The organism is Pseudacidovorax sp. 1753, from assembly GCF_040544975.1.
In the GTDB taxonomy this organism is placed as follows: Bacteria; Pseudomonadota; Gammaproteobacteria; order Burkholderiales; family Burkholderiaceae_C; genus Xenophilus.
On record NZ_JBEPKY010000002.1, the window covers coordinates 383,587 to 399,371 of the forward strand.

The 15,785-nt window shown below is 70.9% G+C and carries 17 protein-coding genes; 3 read left to right on the forward strand and 14 right to left on the reverse strand.

The annotated features are described in order from the left end of the window. Nucleotides 1–2: 2 nt before the first annotated feature. Entirely contained in the window at nt 3–1,385 is a 1,383-nt protein-coding gene (locus ABIC63_RS04240) for a phosphomannomutase/phosphoglucomutase (protein ID WP_354318815.1), read from the reverse strand. Nucleotides 1,386–1,497: 112 nt separating this feature from the next. On the opposite strand from ABIC63_RS04240, the gene ABIC63_RS04245 reads away from it, so the two are divergent. Genes ABIC63_RS04245 through ABIC63_RS04255 form a run of 3 tightly spaced genes read left to right on the forward strand, consistent with a single transcriptional unit; the run spans nt 1,498 to nt 4,558 of the window. Continuing rightward, nucleotides 1,498–3,048, forward strand: coding sequence for an AlkA N-terminal domain-containing protein (locus ABIC63_RS04245; protein WP_354318816.1), 1,551 nt, complete (start codon nt 1,498–1,500; stop codon nt 3,046–3,048). After that, complete coding sequence (locus ABIC63_RS04250) at nt 3,045–3,638, forward strand: methylated-DNA--[protein]-cysteine S-methyltransferase (RefSeq protein WP_354318817.1); 594 nt, start codon at nt 3,045–3,047, stop codon at nt 3,636–3,638. Before ABIC63_RS04245 ends, ABIC63_RS04250 begins: the two co-directional genes overlap by 4 nt. Then, complete coding sequence (locus tag ABIC63_RS04255; RefSeq protein WP_294369817.1) at nt 3,635–4,558, forward strand: DMT family transporter; 924 nt, start codon at nt 3,635–3,637, stop codon at nt 4,556–4,558. Before ABIC63_RS04250 ends, ABIC63_RS04255 begins: the two co-directional genes overlap by 4 nt. Nucleotides 4,559–4,569: 11 nt before the next feature. Here ABIC63_RS04255 and ABIC63_RS04260 read toward each other — a convergent pair whose 3' ends face one another. The 13 genes from ABIC63_RS04260 to ABIC63_RS04320 form a co-directional block, all read right to left on the reverse strand. After that, nucleotides 4,570–5,013 carry a hypothetical protein gene (locus ABIC63_RS04260; RefSeq protein WP_354318818.1) on the reverse strand — a complete coding sequence of 148 codons (444 nt, stop codon included), beginning with the start codon at nt 5,011–5,013 and terminating at the stop codon, nt 4,570–4,572. Then, the gene (locus ABIC63_RS04265; protein WP_354318819.1) at nt 5,010–5,774 is read right to left on the reverse strand and encodes an FAD:protein FMN transferase; all 765 of its coding nucleotides are present in this window, start codon (nt 5,772–5,774) and stop codon (nt 5,010–5,012) included. The genes ABIC63_RS04260 and ABIC63_RS04265 overlap by 4 nt, the downstream gene beginning before the upstream one ends. 98 nt (nt 5,775–5,872) lie before the next feature. Further along, the gene (locus ABIC63_RS04270; RefSeq protein WP_294369826.1) at nt 5,873–6,418 is read right to left on the reverse strand and encodes an FMN-binding protein; all 546 of its coding nucleotides are present in this window, start codon (nt 6,416–6,418) and stop codon (nt 5,873–5,875) included. A gap of 5 nt (nt 6,419–6,423) precedes the next feature. After that, complete coding sequence (locus ABIC63_RS04275; protein WP_354318820.1) at nt 6,424–7,278, reverse strand: DUF6662 family protein; 855 nt, start codon at nt 7,276–7,278, stop codon at nt 6,424–6,426. A 216-nt stretch (nt 7,279–7,494) separates the two neighbouring features. Then, nucleotides 7,495–8,391 (reverse strand): alpha/beta fold hydrolase, encoded by an 897-nt coding sequence (locus tag ABIC63_RS04280; RefSeq protein ID WP_354318821.1) that lies wholly within the window; start codon nt 8,389–8,391, stop codon nt 7,495–7,497. Between the two features lie 61 nt (nt 8,392–8,452). After that, nucleotides 8,453–8,668, reverse strand: coding sequence for a hypothetical protein (locus ABIC63_RS04285; protein WP_017762240.1), 216 nt, complete (start codon nt 8,666–8,668; stop codon nt 8,453–8,455). A gap of 91 nt (nt 8,669–8,759) precedes the next feature. Then, on the reverse strand, nt 8,760–9,524 hold the full coding sequence (locus ABIC63_RS04290) for an aspartate/glutamate racemase family protein (protein WP_076504808.1): 765 nt from the start codon (nt 9,522–9,524) through the stop codon (nt 8,760–8,762). 8 nt (nt 9,525–9,532) lie between these two features. After that, a complete protein-coding gene (gene hydA, locus ABIC63_RS04295) occupies nt 9,533–10,951 on the reverse strand; it encodes a dihydropyrimidinase (protein ID WP_294369838.1) in 1,419 nt (472 codons plus the stop codon). Nucleotides 10,952–10,980: 29 nt separating this feature from the next. Then, nucleotides 10,981–11,778 carry an SDR family NAD(P)-dependent oxidoreductase gene (locus ABIC63_RS04300; RefSeq protein ID WP_354318822.1) on the reverse strand — a complete coding sequence of 266 codons (798 nt, stop codon included), beginning with the start codon at nt 11,776–11,778 and terminating at the stop codon, nt 10,981–10,983. After that, nucleotides 11,771–12,781, reverse strand: a complete 1,011-nt coding sequence (locus ABIC63_RS04305; RefSeq protein WP_354318823.1) for an NAD-dependent epimerase/dehydratase family protein — start codon at nt 12,779–12,781, stop codon at nt 11,771–11,773. The genes ABIC63_RS04300 and ABIC63_RS04305 overlap by 8 nt, the downstream gene beginning before the upstream one ends. After that, the gene (locus tag ABIC63_RS04310) at nt 12,774–13,559 is read right to left on the reverse strand and encodes an ABC transporter ATP-binding protein (protein ID WP_354318824.1); all 786 of its coding nucleotides are present in this window, start codon (nt 13,557–13,559) and stop codon (nt 12,774–12,776) included. The genes ABIC63_RS04305 and ABIC63_RS04310 overlap by 8 nt, the downstream gene beginning before the upstream one ends. A gap of 3 nt (nt 13,560–13,562) precedes the next feature. Beyond that, on the reverse strand, nt 13,563–14,378 hold the full coding sequence (locus tag ABIC63_RS04315; protein ID WP_354318846.1) for an ABC transporter permease: 816 nt from the start codon (nt 14,376–14,378) through the stop codon (nt 13,563–13,565). Between the two features lie 72 nt (nt 14,379–14,450). After that, the gene (locus ABIC63_RS04320; RefSeq protein ID WP_354318825.1) at nt 14,451–15,452 is read right to left on the reverse strand and encodes an ABC transporter substrate-binding protein; all 1,002 of its coding nucleotides are present in this window, start codon (nt 15,450–15,452) and stop codon (nt 14,451–14,453) included. Nucleotides 15,453–15,785: the final 333 nt, after the last annotated feature.

Sequence of the window (15,785 nt, forward strand, 5' to 3'; positions counted from 1 at the left end):
GCTCAGTGCGCCGCCTCCGCGAAGCTCGCGTCGGGCTTGACCGACTTGAGCAGCGCCGTCATGGTGGCTTCGATGCGGTGCAGGGCTTCCTGCGTCTGGCCTTCGAAGCGCAGCACCAGCACCGGCGTGGTGTTGGAGGCGCGCACCAGCCCGAAGCCGTCGGCCCAGTCGACGCGGATGCCGTCGATGGTCGAGACCTTGGCGTCGGCGTCGAACTTCGCCTTGGCCTTCATCTCCTCGACCAGCTTGTGCGGCTCGCCCTCGTTGCACTTCACGTTGAGCTCGGGCGTGGAGAAGCTGGTGGGCAGCGCGTTGAGCACCTCGCTGGCGTTCGGATGAGCCGACAGGATCTCCAGCAGGCGGCAGCCGGCATAGGTGCCGTCGTCGAAGCCGAACCAGCGTTCCTTGAAGAAGATGTGGCCGCTCATCTCGCCGCCCAGGGGCGAGTCGAGCTCCTTCATCTTGGCCTTGATGAGCGAATGCCCGGTCTTGTAGATCAGCGGCTGGCCGCCCGCGGCCTCGATGGCCGGCGCCAGGCGCTGCGTGCACTTGACGTCATAGACGATGGTGCCGCCCGGCACGCGCGAGAGCACGTCCTTGGCGAACAGCATCATCTGGCGGTCGGGGAAGATGTTGTTGCCGTCCTTGGTGACGATGCCCAGGCGGTCGCCGTCGCCATCGAAGGCCAGGCCCAGTTCGGCATCGGTGGTCTGCAGGGCCTTGATCAGGTCCTTGAGGTTGTCGGGCTTGCTGGGGTCGGGATGGTGGTTGGGGAAGTTGCCGTCCACCTCGCTGAACAGTTCGATCACCTCGCAGCCGATGGCACGGTAGATGGCAGGGGCGGACGCGCCAGCAATGCCGTTGCCGGAGTCGACCACGATCTTGAGGGGGCGCTGCAGCCTGATGTCGCCAGTGATGCGCTCGACATAGGCGGGCAGCACGTCGACCTGGCGGACGCTGCCGCCCTCGGCCAGTTGGGCGCTGCCGTCTTCCATGACCTTGCGCAGGCCCTGTATCTCGTCGCCGTAGATGGCGCGGCCGGCCAGCACCATCTTGAAGCCGTTGTAGTCCTTGGGATTGTGGCTGCCGGTGACCTGGATGCCCGAGGTGCACAGCGTGTTGGCCGCGAAGTACAGCATGGGCGTCGTCACGGCGCCGATGTCGATCACTTCCACCCCCGTGGCCACGAGGCCGCGGATCAGCGCCTCGGCCAGGCTCGGGCCCGACAGACGACCGTCGCGGCCCACGGCCACCGTGCGCTCGCCAGCGGCGCGCGCGGCGCTGCCGAATGCGCGTCCCAGCGCCTCGGCCACCTCCGCATCCAGGGTGCTCGGCACGATGCCGCGGATGTCGTACGCCTTGAAGATCGAGGGGCTGAGTTGCATGGCTGGGAGGGGGAGGAAATGACAACAAAAGTGACGGCGGCGATTGTAGGCACCGCCCCCTAAGCCTCGGATGTCCGGAAATGGCGCATTCAAGTGCTTTTGCACAGGTAGCATGCCCCGCATGAACTCCCGGCCCGACGCGTTGGCGGATACCGAAGGCGACGCCTGTTACCTGGCGTTGAAGACCCGCGACGCACGCTTCGACGGGGCCTTCTTCACCGCCGTGCTCAGTACCGGCATCTACTGCCGGCCGGTGTGCCGCGTGCGCCTGCCGCGACGCGAGAACTGCCGCTTCTTCCGCCATGCCGCCCAGGCCGAGGCGGCGGGCTTTCGTCCTTGCCTGCGCTGCCGGCCCGAGCTGGCGCCGCGAGGTGGCGGCGCGCCCGCCTGGAGCACCGAGGACGCCTCGCACATCCTGGCCCGGCAGGCCGCGCGCTTGATGGATGAGCCCGAACTCTGGACCGCGAGCGCCGGCGGCGACACCGACGTGCAGCCCGGCCCCGTGGTGGCGCGCATTGCCGCACGCCTGGGCGTGAGCGACCGCCACCTGCGCCGCCTGTTCGAAGCCGAATTCGGCGTCCCGCCATTGCAGTACCTGCAGACGCGCCGGCTGCTGGCCGCCAAGCAACTGCTGGCTGACACGCGCCTGCCCGTGGCCGACGTCGCGCGCGCCAGCGGCTTCGGCAGCGTGCGGCGCTTCCAGGCCGCCTTTGCGGCGCACTACGGGCTGAATCCGCGCGAGATGCGCCGCGCGGGCGAGTCGGGCAGTGCCGGCGGTCAGGCCAGCGGCGGTCTGACCGTCCGCCTGGGCTACAGGCCGCCCTACGACCTGGCCACGCTGCAGGGCTTCTTCGCGCGACGCGCACTCGCCGGCATGGAGCAGGTGGACGCGCAGGGAGCCATCACCCGCACGCTGCGCATCGGCGCGCACGCAGGCTGGCTGACGCTTCGCTTCGACGTACGGGCCGCACAGGTGCAGCTCACGCTGGCCGAATCCCTCGCGCCCGTGCTGCCGATCCTGGCCAGCCGGGTGCGTGCGCTGCTCGACCTCGATGCCGATCCAGCCGCGATCCATGCCGTGCTGGGGCCGCACTTCCCTGCGGCCGAGGGGCTGCGAGTGCCCGGCACGCTCGACGGCTTCGAACTGGCGGTGCGCGCAGTGCTGGGCCAGCAGGTCACGGTGGCGGCCGCGCGCACGCTGGGCGGCCGCCTGGTGCAGGCATTGGGCGAACCCATCGCCACGCCCTTCGACGGGCTGGATCGTCTGTTCCCCACCCCTGCGGCGCTGGCGGCCGCCGATGGCGAAACACTGGGCCGGCTCGGCCTGGTGCGCCAGCGGCAGGCCGCATTGCGTGCGCTGGCCGAGTCGGTGCTGGACGGACGGCTCGCACTGCACGCCGGTGCCGAGCCGCAACGAACCTGCGCGGCCCTGCAGGCGCTGCCCGGCATCGGCGCCTGGACCGCGCAGTACATCGCCATGCGCGCGCTGCGCTGGCCCGATGCCTTTCCCGCCGGCGACATCGCGCTGCAGAAGGCCCTGGGCGTGACCCAGGCCCGCGCGGCCGAGGCCGCGTCGCAGGCCTGGCGGCCCTGGCGCAGCTACGCGGTGCTCGCCGCCTGGCACGGCCTGGCCGCGCCTCCCTCCACGAAGGACCCATCATGATCCCTGTCCCTTTCCGCGCCCGCCGCGTCGCGCTGCGTACCTGCCACATCGACACGCCTCTCGGCGGCGTCCTGCTGGCCGCCAGCGCCGACGGCCTGGCCGGCCTGTGGTTCGACGCACAGCGCCACCACCCCGACACCTCCGGCTGGGAGCCCGATCCGAGCCATGCGCTCTTGCAGGACGCCGCCGGCCAGTTGCAGGATTACCTGGGCGGCCGGCGGACCGGCTTCGAGCTGCCGCTGGACCTGTCCCGCGGCACGCCCTTCCAGCAGGCGGTGTGGCATGCCCTGCTGACGATTCCGCGCGGGGGCACGCACAGTTACGGCGGCCTGGGCCTGGCGCTCGGCCGGCCGGCCGCCATGCGCGCCGTCGGCGCCGCCGTGGGCCGCAATCCGCTCAGCGTGATCGTGCCCTGCCACCGGGTCATCGGAGCCGATGGCAGCCTGACGGGCTACGCGGGCGGCCTGGAGCGCAAGCGTGCGCTGCTCACGCTGGAAGGCGTGGCGCTGCCACCGGCGGACCGAGGGCCGGCCGCGAGGCGCGTCGGCAACACCCCGACCGCGCGCGAGCGAACGCGGGAGGTGGCGTGAGTCCGCCGCGTTCTGCATCACGCCCCTGGCTGATCGATCTCGTGCTGCTGGCGGCGCTGTGGGGCGCCTCCTTCCTCTTCATGCGCGTCGGGGCCGCCGAGTTCGGCGCGCTGCCGGTGGCGGCCATGCGCGTCGGCATCGCCGCGCTGGTGCTGGTGCCGCTGGTGCTGCTGCGTGGCCAGGGCGCCGACCTGCGCCGCCACTGGCGGGTGACCAGCGGCGTGGGCATGCTCAATTCGGGCTTGCCCTTCGCGCTCTTCTCCTTCGCACTGCTGACCATTCCCACCGGCCTGGCGGCGGTGATCAACGCCACGGTGCCGATGTTCGGCGCGCTGGTGGCGTGGGCCGTCTTCGGAGACCGGCCGGACGGCTCGCGGGCGCTGGGGCTGGTGGTCGGCTTCGTGGGCGTGGCGCTGCTGGCCAGCGGCTCCACCGGCCTGCACACCGGCGCGGGCGACTGGCGCACGCTGTGGGCCGTGCTGGCCTGCCTGGGCGCCTGCCTTTGCTATGGCCTGTCGGCCAGCGCGGCCCGGCGCTGGCTGCAGCCGGTGCCGCCGCTGGTCAATGCCGCGGGCAGCCAGATCGGCGCGACGGCGCTGCTGGTGGTGCCCGCCGCGCTCAGTTGGCCCAGCCAGATGCCCGGCGTGCGCGCCTGGCTGGCCCTGGTGGCCCTGGGCGTGGCCTGCACCGGGCTGGCCTACATCCTGTTCTTCCGGCTGATCGCCCGCGCGGGGCCAGCCAAGGCATTGACCGTGACCTTCCTGGTGCCAGTGTTCGCCGTCTTCTACGGCTGGCTGCTGCTGGGTGAGCGGGTGACGGCCTGGATGCTGGGCTGCGCGCTGGTGATCGTGTGCGGTGTGGCGCTGTCGAGCGGGCTGGTGCGCCTGCCTGGGGCGAAGCGCGCAGCCCCGAAGGCCTGATCGACGCGCCGTCAGGCCGGCGGGTCGCGGCGCCGCCCGCGCCACAGGTGCCAGGGCAGCGCCGCGGTGACGGCCAGGCCCAGCGCGACATGGGCGACATGCACGCCGTCGCGCCATTCCTCCGCGCCGTAGAGCAGTGCCAGCGCCGTCAGCGCCGCCGCCGCGAACAGGCCCAGGGCGCAGGCCCCGGCAGCGCGGTTGCGCCGCGCCTTCCAGGCCACCACCACGTGATGCGGCAGCACGCTGCCCAGCGCCACCAAACTGAGCGCACCCGTGAGGCCATGCACGATCCACCATGCCGTGAGCTGCGGCGGCAGCCGGTGCCATGCATCCAGCAGCAGGAACCAGCCCACGCCCGAGGCGGCGCACAGGCCGAGCACCCCGTACAGGCTGCGCCGCTGCCAGCGCGGCAGGCGGCCGATGCGGCTGGCGTGGGGTCGGCCGTGCCGCGTCACAGCACCCATCCTTGCGCACCGAAGGCCGCCAGGCAGCCGTGGGCCTGGGCGCCGCCCAGCGCCAGCACCTTGGTCAGGCCGTCGGCCAGTGCACAGGTGGGCGCCACCACGGTATAGCTGGCGCCGCCGGCCAGCGCCTGCCCGCTGCGCGGGTCCACAATGGCGGACCGCAGCGGCTGGGCCTGAAGGCGCGCGCCGGCACCGGGCGCCGAGGTGGCGACCGCGCCATCGGCCAGGTCCCCCAAGTGCCTCAGCCGGCCGGGCACCGACGGATCACGCACATGGATGGGCTGGGGCACTCGGCCCAGCACACGCAGGTCGCCGCCTGCGTTGACCCGGCCCTGGCGAATGCCCGCCGCGCGCAGCGCCGCCACGGCGCGATCCACGGCATGGCCCTTGGCGATGCCGCCCAGGTCGACGCGCACCGGCGCGCCCACCCGCACCCGCGCGGCGGGCAGGAGTTGCAGGACCCTCTGACTGGCCCCCGGCCGGCCCGCATCCGCCGCACAGTCGAAAAGCCCCGCAGACGCCTGGTGGAGTTGACCGGCCAGAGCCAGCACGTCCCAGGTCCAGGGGTCGATCACCAGCACCGCGCCGGCCGGCGCCGCGGCGATGCGGCAGAGGTCCGAATCCGGCCGGTGCGGCGACATGCAGGCCTCCACGCGTTCGATGGCGGCATAGGCCGCCTCCACGGCGCCCAGCACCTCGGCGGCCGACATGCCGGCCGCCGGCTCGGCCATGACTTCGACATAGGTGCCCATCGCCGGACGGCAGCGGCGGACGGGGGGCCACGGCCCGCACCGGCACAGCCGCGCCATGGCGACCTGCACGCCGCGATGGAGCGCGCGCTGCCTGGGGGCTAGCGGCCACGCAGCACCCGCCCATACACCGCCAGCACGCGCTTGACGCCATCGGTCAGGTGCTTGGCCGACAGCGTGGCCCCGGAGATGTTCTCCACGTCCTTGCCGAGCTTGAGCGGGGCAGCGCCATCCTTGCCCTCGAACTGGTGCAGCCACTGCGGCTCGGCCACCTCGTAGCCGTAGGACTCGTGGTACTCCAGCACCTCCACGCGGCGCACGCGGCCCTGGGCGTCCAGCGCCACGGCGTAGGTGATCATCTCGTGCTTGCCCACCACCTCGTCCACCACGAACCAGCCGCCATCGGCCGCTTTCCAGATGCGGTTGCCCTGGAAGGGATGGGCCACGGACGAGGCCGCGCGCACCTCGTCCTGCTGGGCCGGCGTCAGGGCCACCGGAAAAGCGGTCAGCGCCTGGCTGCCGAACAGGTCGCGCTGGGCCTGCTCGACCGACACGTAGATGCGGGCCGCTGCATAGACGGGCGCCGTGGGCGCCAGCGCCGCGCCCAGCGCCGCCAGCGGCATCAGCGCGGCCGGCTTCCATTGCATGCGCGTCATTCCAGCGGGATCCCCAGCTTCACGACCACCTGGTTGCGGCCGTGGTTGTCCCACACCTTGCCCAGCGCGCAATCGGCGGTTCCGTCGGCGTAGCAGTGGCCGCCGATCTGGTAGCGCCAGGCGGCCGTCACCCACCAGCTGCGCTCGGCGTAGTGGATGTTGGGGCCGATGAAGTTGGCCGTCTGCGTGTGCTTGTTGAAGTGGTAGCCGTCGTGGTCGGTGTGGAAGCGGCCCTCCACGCCGGCCGTCCACTTGGGCGCGAAGCGATAGCTGGCGCCGTACAGCAGGTCGGCCATCGAGTTCCTGATGATGCCGGCCGGGTCGTACTTCTCCTTCTCGATCTCCACCAGCAGGTTGGCCGCCAGCACCAGCCGGTCGTCGAGGAAGTTGGACTGGGCGATCAGGCGGAACTCGAGCTCGTCCTCCAGCTTGCCCCAGGTGGGCTCCACGTACAGGCCGATGCCGACGGGCGAGGTGACCGGGTTGGTGATGCGCCAGATGCCCTCGAGGGAGGCGCCATCGAAGCGGCGGTAGCTGTAGGGATCGCTGGTGTTGGCCGGGCTCGGCACGCCGAAGCCCGCGGTACAGGGAATGTGGTCGCAGGTCTCGGGGCTGAGATAGTTGTTGTGCGCGCTGATCGAGGCGGCATTCAGGTAGCCGCCGATCTGCAGGTCGTTGGTGATGCCGTACTCCAGCTCGGATCGGTACAGCCCGAAGTCGTAGCGGCCGGTGGCCTGGCCATGCGTGACGTCCACCTTCTGCTCGAATTCCGCCGTTCCCTTGGGCTGCAGGTCCAGTGTGTAGACCCAGCCGAAGGCACCCTCGCCCGCCTGCGCGGGCAGGCCCGCCATCGCCGCGGCACCGACCGCGCACGCAGCCGCCGCCCTGCTGATTCGCTTGAACGCTCCCACGAACAACCTCCCGTCAGAGATAAGAAAAGAGAATGCGAGTGATTCTCGAAAACATCACTGACGGGGAACTGAGCCGGCAAGGGGCTTGGCGACGGCAGCCTGCCGCCTCATCAGCCCAGGCGCCTTCCTGCGCCCAACGCCGGCTTCGAGGCGGGTCTATTCGGCCGCAGCCAGGAACGGCATCACCCGCGCCAGCAGCGCCTCGGGCGCCTCTTCGGCGATGTAGTGGCCGCAGGGCAGCGGGCCGCCCTGCACATCCACCGCCACGCGCTGCCATTCGGCCAGGGGCTGGAAGCAGCGGTGGACCACGCCCTCCTCGCCCCACAGCGCGAGCAGCGGCATCGAGAGCTTGCGGCCGGCCTCGCGGTCGGCACGGTCGTGTTGCAGATCGATGGTGGCCGCCGCGCGGTAGTCCTCGCAGGTGGCATGCGCCGCGCCGGGCAGTGCGATGCAGCGCTGGTACTCGGCCAGGGCGCGCGGGTCGAAGGGGGCCAGGCCGGCGCTGCGCTTGCCCATCAGGTCGGTGATGTAGCGCGCCGGGTCGGCCTCGATCAGCCGCTCGGGCAGCGGCGCCGGCTGGATCAGGAAGAACCAGTGCCAGTAGGCGCGTGCGAAGGCTTCGTCGGTCTGCTCGTACATGGCGAGCGTGGGCGCGATGTCGAGCGTCACCAAGCGGCGCACGGCCTGCGCATGGTCCATGGCCAGCCGGTGGGCCACGCGGGCGCCGCGGTCATGCGCGAGGACGAGGAAGCGCTCGAAGCCCAGCGTGCGCATCAGCGTCACCTGGTCCTGCGCCATGGCGCGCTTGGAGTAGTTGGCATGGTCCGACAGACCGGCAGGCTTGGAGGAGTCGCCGTAGCCGCGGATGTCCGCTGCGACCAGGGTGTAGTGCTGCGCCAGCGTGGGCGCCACCTTGTGCCAGATGGCGCGGGTCTGCGGATGGCCGTGCAGCAGCAGCAGCGGTGGGCCGGAGCCGCCGATGGTGGCGGCGATCTCGATGCCGTCGCCGACGTCGACGCGGCGTTCTTCGAATCCGGGAAAGAGCGAGGTCATGCAGGGAGTCTCCAAGGGACAACCCTGCATGGTAGGCGCGCGCCCCACGGCGCGCAGCGGGTCAGCGGTAACGCGGGTCGTTGGGGCGCGCGTCGTAGCGGTTGGGCACGCCGTCGCCATCGCGGTCCCGGTCGTAGCGATTGGGCATGCCATCGCGGTCCCGGTCGCGGTAGGCGCCAGGTGGCGGGCCCGAGGGCGGGGGTGGCGGAGGCGCGACGATGCAGCCGGTCAGGGTGACGGCCAACAGGCCGAGCAGCAGGGGTGTCTTGATCTTCATGGGGAGGCTCCTTGCGGCGATGCCGCTGGCGGCAGCCTGCCGCCGAGCCCCCAGCCGGTCTGTCGGACGCCGCCGCCCGCGGCCGGCTGGCTCAGGCCGACGCGCCGCGGGCCTGGGCTGCGTCGAGCAGCGCGGCAAGCGCCGGCGGCAGGCCCTGGTGCGGCTTGGCCGGCGGCGGCGCCATGCTGCCGCGCCGGGCCGCGCCTGGCTGCAGGCCGTGCAGCATCTCGGCCTGCCGCACGGCGCTGGAGACACCATCGACCACCGGCACCGGCAGGCGCCCGGCCAGCTGCCGCGCCAGCCCCGCCAGCGGCGCGCCGGCCAGGATCAGCACATCGGCGCCGTCCTCGGCCACGGCCCGCTCGCACAGGGCCAGCAGCGCTTCGGTGTGATCCTCCTGAATGCCGTCGATGCGCGCCAGCGGCCGGTCGAGGGCACGGATGCTGGCCAGCCGGCCTTCGAGCCCGTTGGCCTGCACCACCTCGCGGTACCAGGCCTGGATGCGCTGCGAGATGGCGATGATCGAGAAGCGCGGGCCCAGCAGGCACGCACTCGCCAGGGCCGATTCGGTGAGTCCCAGCACCGGCATGGGCAGCACCTCGCGCAGCGCCGCGAGGCCCGGATCACCGAAGGCGGCCACGATCACCGCATCGTGGCCCGCCGCATGCTCGGCCGCGACGTTGGCCGCCGCATAGGCGCCCACCATGGCCTCGAACCGGGTCTCGATGTAGGCCACGCCGAAGGGCGCGGTGCGCAGCGTCAGTTCGGTGCCGGCGCTGGCGCTGCGCGCCGCCTCGCTGCCGATGAGGGCCGTGACGCTGTCGGAGATGTTGGGGTTGATGACCAGGATGCGCATGGCGCCGATCATCCCCGGCGGCGCGGCACCAGCGTGGGCGTGCCGCAGTGCAGGAAGCGTCCGGCGCCCTGGCGGCCGGTGAAGTCGCGGCCGTCCCAGACCACCTCGCCGCGCGACAGCGTCATGCCGGGCCAGGCCGTCAGGTGCATGCCTTCATACGGCGTGTAGTCCACGTTGTGGTGCAGCTGGGCATTGGTCAGCACGAACTCGCGCTCGTCCCAGATCACGAGGTCGGCATCGGCACCCACCGCCAGGCTGCCCTTGCGCGGATGCAGACCATAGGCCTTCGCCGGGTTGGTCGATGTCAGCTCCACGAACTTCTGCGGCGTAATGCGCCCCGCCATCACGCCTTCGGACCACAGCAGCGCCATGCGCGTCTCGATGCCAGGAATGCCATTGGGAATGTGGCGGAAGCCCACCTCCTCGCCACCCGGCTTCTTGCCCTCCGTGCCGTCGAACTTGTAGGGCGCGTGGTCGGACGAGAACACCGTGAACAGCCCATCGGCCAGGCCGTTCCAGATCACCTGCTGGTTGCGCTTGTCGCGCGGCGGCGGGCTGCAGACGCACTTGGCGCCGTGGTAGCTGTCGTCGATGCCGAGGTCCTCGGCGGTAAGGAAGAGGTACTGCGGGCAGGTCTCGGCGAAGACGTTCAGCCCGTGGGCGCGGGCCCAGCGGATCTGCTCGACCGCCTCGCGTCCGGAGACATGCACGATGAGGATCGGCACGTCCACCAGCTCCGACAGCGCGATGGCGCGGTGCGTGGCCTCGCGCTCCACCAGCATGGGCCGCGCATGCGCATGCCAGCGCGGCGCGGTGCGGCCGGCGGCCTCCAGCCGCTTGCTGAGCCATTCGATGCAGTCGGCGTTCTCGGCATGGATCATGGCCATGGCGCCGTGCTCGCGCGCCACGGACAGCACGTCCAGGATCTGCCCGTCGTCCAGCTTCAGGCTGTCGTAGGTCATGTAGATCTTGAACGAGGTGTAGCCCTCGCGGATCAGCGCCGGCAGTTCTTCTTCGAGCACCGTGGGCGTGGGGTCGCTCACGATCAAGTGGAAGCTGTAGTCCACATGCGCCTTGCCTTCGGCGCGCTGGTGGTAGTCGGCCACCGCCTCGCGCAGCGACTGGCCCTTGTGCTGCAGCGCGAAGGGAATGACGGTGGTGGTGCCGCCACAGGCTGCCGAACGCGTGCCGGTGTCGAAGTCGTCGGCCATCACCACCGGCGGCGGCTCGGGCTGGTCGAGGTGGCAGTGCGCGTCGACGCCGCCGGGCGTCACATGGCGGCCGGCCGCGTCGATCTCGCGCGCCCCGGCCGGCAGGTCCTGGCCTAGTTGCACGATGCGGCCATCCTTCACGGCAATGTCGCAGTCGAAGATGTCGCTGGCCGTGACGGCGCGCGCGTTGCGGATGACGAGGTCGAAGGCGGACATGGGATTCGTGTTCAAGAAAAGAAGGAAGGTCAGGCGGCCATCCAGCCGCCGTCGACCATGAGTTCGGCACCGGTGATGAAACGGGCTTCGGAACTGGCAAGAAAGAGCACCGCCTCGGCCACGTCCTCGGGCCGGCCCAGGCGCGGCCAGGGTGTGCGGCGGATGGCGCGCTCCATGACGACCGGGTCGAGCGCGCGGCCGCCCTGCCCCGTCTGGATCTTGCCGGGCGCCACGGCATTGCAGGCGATCTGCTCGGCGGCATAGTCGGCCGCCACCTGCCGCGTCATGTAGCCGATGCCGGCCTTGGTGACGCCGTAGCCCAGGTCGCCGGGCGCAGCGATCAGGCCATGCTGCGACGACAGGTTGACGATGCGGCCGCGCACCTCGTCCACCACGGCCTGCGTGCGCATCTGCCGCACGGCGGCGCGGCTGGCGCGGAAGACGCCGCCGAGGTTGACGTCGAGCAGGCGCTGCCAGTCGGCGTCCTCCATGTCGGCCAAGGGCCGCGCGTGGCGGATGCAGGCGTTGTTGACCAGCACGTCGAGCCGGCCCTGCCAGCGCACGGCTTCCGCCACGAGCGCGTCGACCTGCTCGGTGCGGCTCACGTCGCAGTGGACGAAGCGGGCCTGGCCGCCTTCGGCCTCGATGGCCATGAGCGTGGGCAGGCCGCCCTCGATGGGCTGCTCGGTGATGTCGGCCACGATGACGAAGGCACCTTCGGCGGCCAGCCGGCGGGCGATGGCGCGGCCGATGCCGGAGGCGGCGCCGGTGACGATGCAGGCCTTGCCGGACATACGCTGGGCGGGCGTGGGCGTGATCTCAGACATGGGCAGGCGCCGCGCTGCGCTGCAGCCAGGCAAGGAAGTCAGCACCGGCTCGCGGCAGGTCGTAGTGCGGCACGAAGCCGGTGTCCCGGCGCAGGGCCGAGATGTCCATGCTGGCGCGGTCGTAGTCGGCGTAGGGCTCGATGTTGGCGGCGTCCCCTTCGGCGGCGATGCCCCAGTCAGCGCGCTCGAAGCCCGGCTGCGTGGCGAGCCAGGCGCACCAGTCGGCCACCGACCATTCGAAGCCGGCCGCCAGGTTGTAGATGGGCTGCGACGGCGCCTCGGTGTCGAGCAGTGCCGCGATGGCGGCGGCCGCATCGCGGACGTAGAGCCAGTCGCGCCGCAGCGGGCGCGGCAGCCGAACCGGTTGACGGGCGCGCAACAGCCGCAAGGCTTGTAGCGGCGCGCTGGGCGTGTCACGCACGCCGGTGTCGCGCTCCCAGGGGCCGAAGCAGGTGCCCAGGCGGCCGATGCGCAGGTCCACGCCCAGCAGCCCGGCCAGCCGCCGCGCGGCCGCCTCGGCCGCCATCTTGGAGATGCCGTACAGCCCCTCGGGCTGCAACGGCGTGTCGGTATCGTGCAGCAGGCCGGGCAGCCGCCCGCTGGCCCCATAGGCCGAGCCCGAGCTGGCCAGCAGCACCCGCTGAACGCCATGCGCCGACGCCAGGCGCAGCGCCGTGGTCACGGCCACCAGGTTGACGGCGAAGATCCCTTCGGGCGCGCGGCGCTCGCGCTCGGCCGCCGCGGTCACGGCCGCCAGCAGCACCAGGCGATGCGGCCGATGCAGGGCCAGTGCGGCTTCCAGCGCTGCGGCATCGCCCACGTCGCCCCGCAAGGCGATGAAGCGCCCGGGCAATGCTGCCAACGCGCGCTGCGCCGCCTCGGGCAGCGGCGCCACATCCCAGCCGACCACCGTCTCGCCGCGGGCGAGCAGATGCTCCACCAGCGCCAGGCCGACGAAGCCCGCGGCCCCGGTGATGAAGGTGACCGATGCAGCCTCAGCCATGTGCGGCAGCGGTGGGCGTCACGACCCCTTCAGGCCGCAACAGCTGCAGGATGTGCCGCTTGTAGTCGTTGAAGCGCGGGCTGGTGGAATCGCGCGGGCGCGGCAGGTCCACCTCGATCAGCTCGCGGATGCGGCCCGGCCGCGCCGACATCACCGCGATGTGCGTGCCCAGCGCCAGCGATTCCTCGATGCCGTGCGTGACGAACACGATGGTGCTCTGGCTGTCGCGCCAGATGCGCACCAGCTCGGCATGCATGTCCATCTTGGTCTGCTCGTCCAGCGCGCCGAAGGGCTCGTCCATCAGGATCACCTCCGGGTTCATCAGCAGCGCCCGGGCGATGCCCACGCGCTGGTTCATGCCGCCCGACAGCTCGCTCGGAAAGTGGTTCTCGAAGCCGCGCAGCCCCACCATGTCGATGAAGTGCTGCGCCTTCTTGCGCCGCTCTGCCTTGGGCAGGCCGCGCATGGTGAGGTGGAAGGCCACGTTCTCCCACACCGGCAGCCAGGGCATCAGCGTGGGCTGCTGGAAGACCACGCCGCGGTCCACGCCCGGCGCCGTCACCGGCCGGCCGCCCACGGCCACCACGCCGGCCGTGGGGTGGTCGAAGCCGGCGATCATGTTCAGCAGCGTGGACTTGCCGCAGCCGCTCGGGCCCAGCAGGCAGAGGAACTCGTTGCGGCCCACGCTGAGGCTCACGTCGTCCAGCGCCTTGACGGCGCTGCCGCGGCGCGGGTCCTCGAAATGACGCGAGACGTTCTGGATGGTGATGAGGCTCATCGATCAGCCTTCCTTCGATTGCAGGGTGGAGCCGCGCTGCCAGCGCAGCACGCGCGCCGACAGCAGCTTGATCAGCCAGTCGCTGCAGTAGCCCAGCAGGCCGATGCTCGCCATGGCGGCGATGACGATGTCGTAGCGCAGGAAGTAGTACGAGTCCCAGAGCACATAGCCCACGCCGCTCTTCACGGCCACCATCTCGGCCGTGACGGTCAGCATCCAGGCCGAGCCGATGGCGATGCGCAGGCCCGAGAAGATGCTGGGCAGCGCCGCCGGGAACACGATGTGCCGCAGCAGCAGCCGCGGCGTGCCGCCGGCCATGGCGCCCGCGCGCAGCAGGTTGCGGTCGCAGGTCTTCACGCCATGGATGGTGGACAGCAGCACCGGGAAGAAGGAGCCCAGGAACACCAGGAAGATGGCCGGCTTGTTGGCGATGCCGAACCAGATGATGGCCAGCGGAATCCACGACACCGGCGGCACCGGCCGCAGCACCTGCAGCAGCGGCTCGATCAGCTTCTCGATGGTGCGCGACCAGCCGATGGCCATGCCCAGGCCGATGCCCAGGGCCGCCGCCAGCGCGAAGCCGGCGGACACGCGGCCGGCGCTGGCCGCCACGTCGAAGATCCAGCGGCCCGAATAGGTCTGCGTGTTGCCGTCGGTGCCGATCACCCAGTCGGCCCAGGCCACCAGCACCTGCGAGGGCGCTGGCAGCAGTGCGGGCGGCAGCACGCCCGAGCGGGAGAACAGCTCCCAGCCGATGAGCACCAGGGCCGGCACGATGGCGCGCTCGACGCGCCGGTACAGCCGCTTCCAGGCCGGCATCGCAGCAGCCGGCGCCGGCGCGGCCGGCAGCGTGGTCGTGGAGGAATCCGCCATCGTCGTCGGCCCCTGCCCTCAGTAGCCCAGCTGCGACTTGGGCTTGCCCGTCGCGGCTTCGAGGAAGCGGTAGTCGATGTTCTTCTCGACTGCTGCCGTCACGTCGGTGTTGATGTACTTGAGGTCGCGCATCATCTGCGCGATGGCCACGGCCGAGGCGCGGTGGATCTGGTAGTCGGGGTACAGGTTGGCGGCGGCGCCGGTGGCGATGGCCTTGTCCAGGCCCGTCACCTTCTGGATGGTGTCGATGAACAGGCCCTTGTCCTTGGTCATCAGGTCGTTGACCTTGATGATCGAGCGCACCGTCTCTTCCACGGCCTTGGGCTTGCTGGCGATCACGTCGGAGCGGGTGACGATCAGGTTGGTGAGCTTGCCGGCCGCCTGGTCATAGGGATAGGTGAAGAACTTGGCGGCCTTCACTTCGCGGATCTGGGTGGCGAAGGGGTCGACCGAGCAGATCAGCTCCACCTCGCCGCGGCGCAGGGCCTGCACGTGGTCCGACGGGTTGGGGATGTTGATGAACTGGACGTCCTTGTTGATGTCGATGCCCTGCTTGGCGAAGGCGCCGCGCATGTGGATGTCCTGCGCATTGCCGCGCGAGGCGGCCACGCGGAAGGGCTTGCCCTGGGCCTTGTACTCGGCGATGACCTTCTTCAGGCCCGCCCAGTCGTTCTCGGCCACGGGCACGTCGTTGCCCACCAGGATCTGCGAGCCGCCGTTGATCTGGCCCGAGATGGCGACCACGTCGAAGCCCTTGTCCAGGGCGGTGGCGTAGTGCAGATAGGTGACCTGGGCGACATCGATGCTCTTGGACAGCAGGGCCGTCAGCACGTCGTTGCCGGTGTTGAAGCCGGTGGCCTCGAGCTTGACCTTGGCGGGGTCGGCGTTCTGCGGCGTGAGGGCCAGCGGCGTGCAGTGCGCGCACTTGGCGTAGCCGAGCTTGATGGCGTCCTGCGCCTGGCCGGCGAGCGGCATCAGGGCGGCGGCGGCCACCAGGAGGGGAGCGATGAATTGGCGCATGGGCATTCCCGGAAGGTTGAACAACAGGACCGGTGCGAAACCGGATGCCTGCCTTCAAGCAATGGGCGTGCCACTTTGTATCCAATCCATTGAGCACGTGAATGCACTCTTTTCTCTGATCGCAGAAAGCCTGTCGAAGAAATAGAGGCTCAATTGCACATCAGGATTGGATACAGTTTCTCTCCATGGTGCATCCATGCACCCCTTCGAGGCGGACGCGCGCCGGGTGCGTGCGCCAAATCGGGATAGGGGTCCGTCATTGTCGACGGAGCCCCTCCCACACCACCCGGCATGCGGGTCCGCACCGGGCGGTTCGAGCGCTTGAGGTCATGA

Excerpts from the sequence above, each read along its gene's own strand:
- ABIC63_RS04240 (WP_354318815.1), bottom strand. The coding sequence starts at position 1,385 with ATGCAACTCAGCCCCTCGATCTTCAAGGCGTACGACATCCGCGGCATC.
- ABIC63_RS04245 (WP_354318816.1), top strand. The coding sequence starts at position 1,498 with ATGCCCCGCATGAACTCCCGGCCCGACGCGTTGGCGGATACCGAAGGC.
- ABIC63_RS04250 (WP_354318817.1), top strand. The coding sequence starts at position 3,045 with ATGATCCCTGTCCCTTTCCGCGCCCGCCGCGTCGCGCTGCGTACCTGC.
- ABIC63_RS04265 (WP_354318819.1), bottom strand. The coding sequence starts at position 5,774 with ATGGGCACCTATGTCGAAGTCATGGCCGAGCCGGCGGCCGGCATGTCG.
- ABIC63_RS04270 (WP_294369826.1), bottom strand. The coding sequence starts at position 6,418 with ATGCAATGGAAGCCGGCCGCGCTGATGCCGCTGGCGGCGCTGGGCGCG.
- ABIC63_RS04275 (WP_354318820.1), bottom strand. The coding sequence starts at position 7,278 with ATGGCGGGCCTGCCCGCGCAGGCGGGCGAGGGTGCCTTCGGCTGGGTC.
- ABIC63_RS04280 (WP_354318821.1), bottom strand. The coding sequence starts at position 8,391 with ATGACCTCGCTCTTTCCCGGATTCGAAGAACGCCGCGTCGACGTCGGC.
- ABIC63_RS04285 (WP_017762240.1), bottom strand. The coding sequence starts at position 8,668 with ATGAAGATCAAGACACCCCTGCTGCTCGGCCTGTTGGCCGTCACCCTG.
- ABIC63_RS04290 (WP_076504808.1), bottom strand. The coding sequence starts at position 9,524 with ATGCGCATCCTGGTCATCAACCCCAACATCTCCGACAGCGTCACGGCC.
- hydA (WP_294369838.1), bottom strand. The coding sequence starts at position 10,951 with ATGTCCGCCTTCGACCTCGTCATCCGCAACGCGCGCGCCGTCACGGCC.
- ABIC63_RS04300 (WP_354318822.1), bottom strand. The coding sequence starts at position 11,778 with ATGTCTGAGATCACGCCCACGCCCGCCCAGCGTATGTCCGGCAAGGCC.
- ABIC63_RS04305 (WP_354318823.1), bottom strand. The coding sequence starts at position 12,781 with ATGGCTGAGGCTGCATCGGTCACCTTCATCACCGGGGCCGCGGGCTTC.
- ABIC63_RS04310 (WP_354318824.1), bottom strand. The coding sequence starts at position 13,559 with ATGAGCCTCATCACCATCCAGAACGTCTCGCGTCATTTCGAGGACCCG.
- ABIC63_RS04315 (WP_354318846.1), bottom strand. The coding sequence starts at position 14,378 with ATGCCGGCCTGGAAGCGGCTGTACCGGCGCGTCGAGCGCGCCATCGTG.
- ABIC63_RS04320 (WP_354318825.1), bottom strand. The coding sequence starts at position 15,452 with ATGCGCCAATTCATCGCTCCCCTCCTGGTGGCCGCCGCCGCCCTGATG.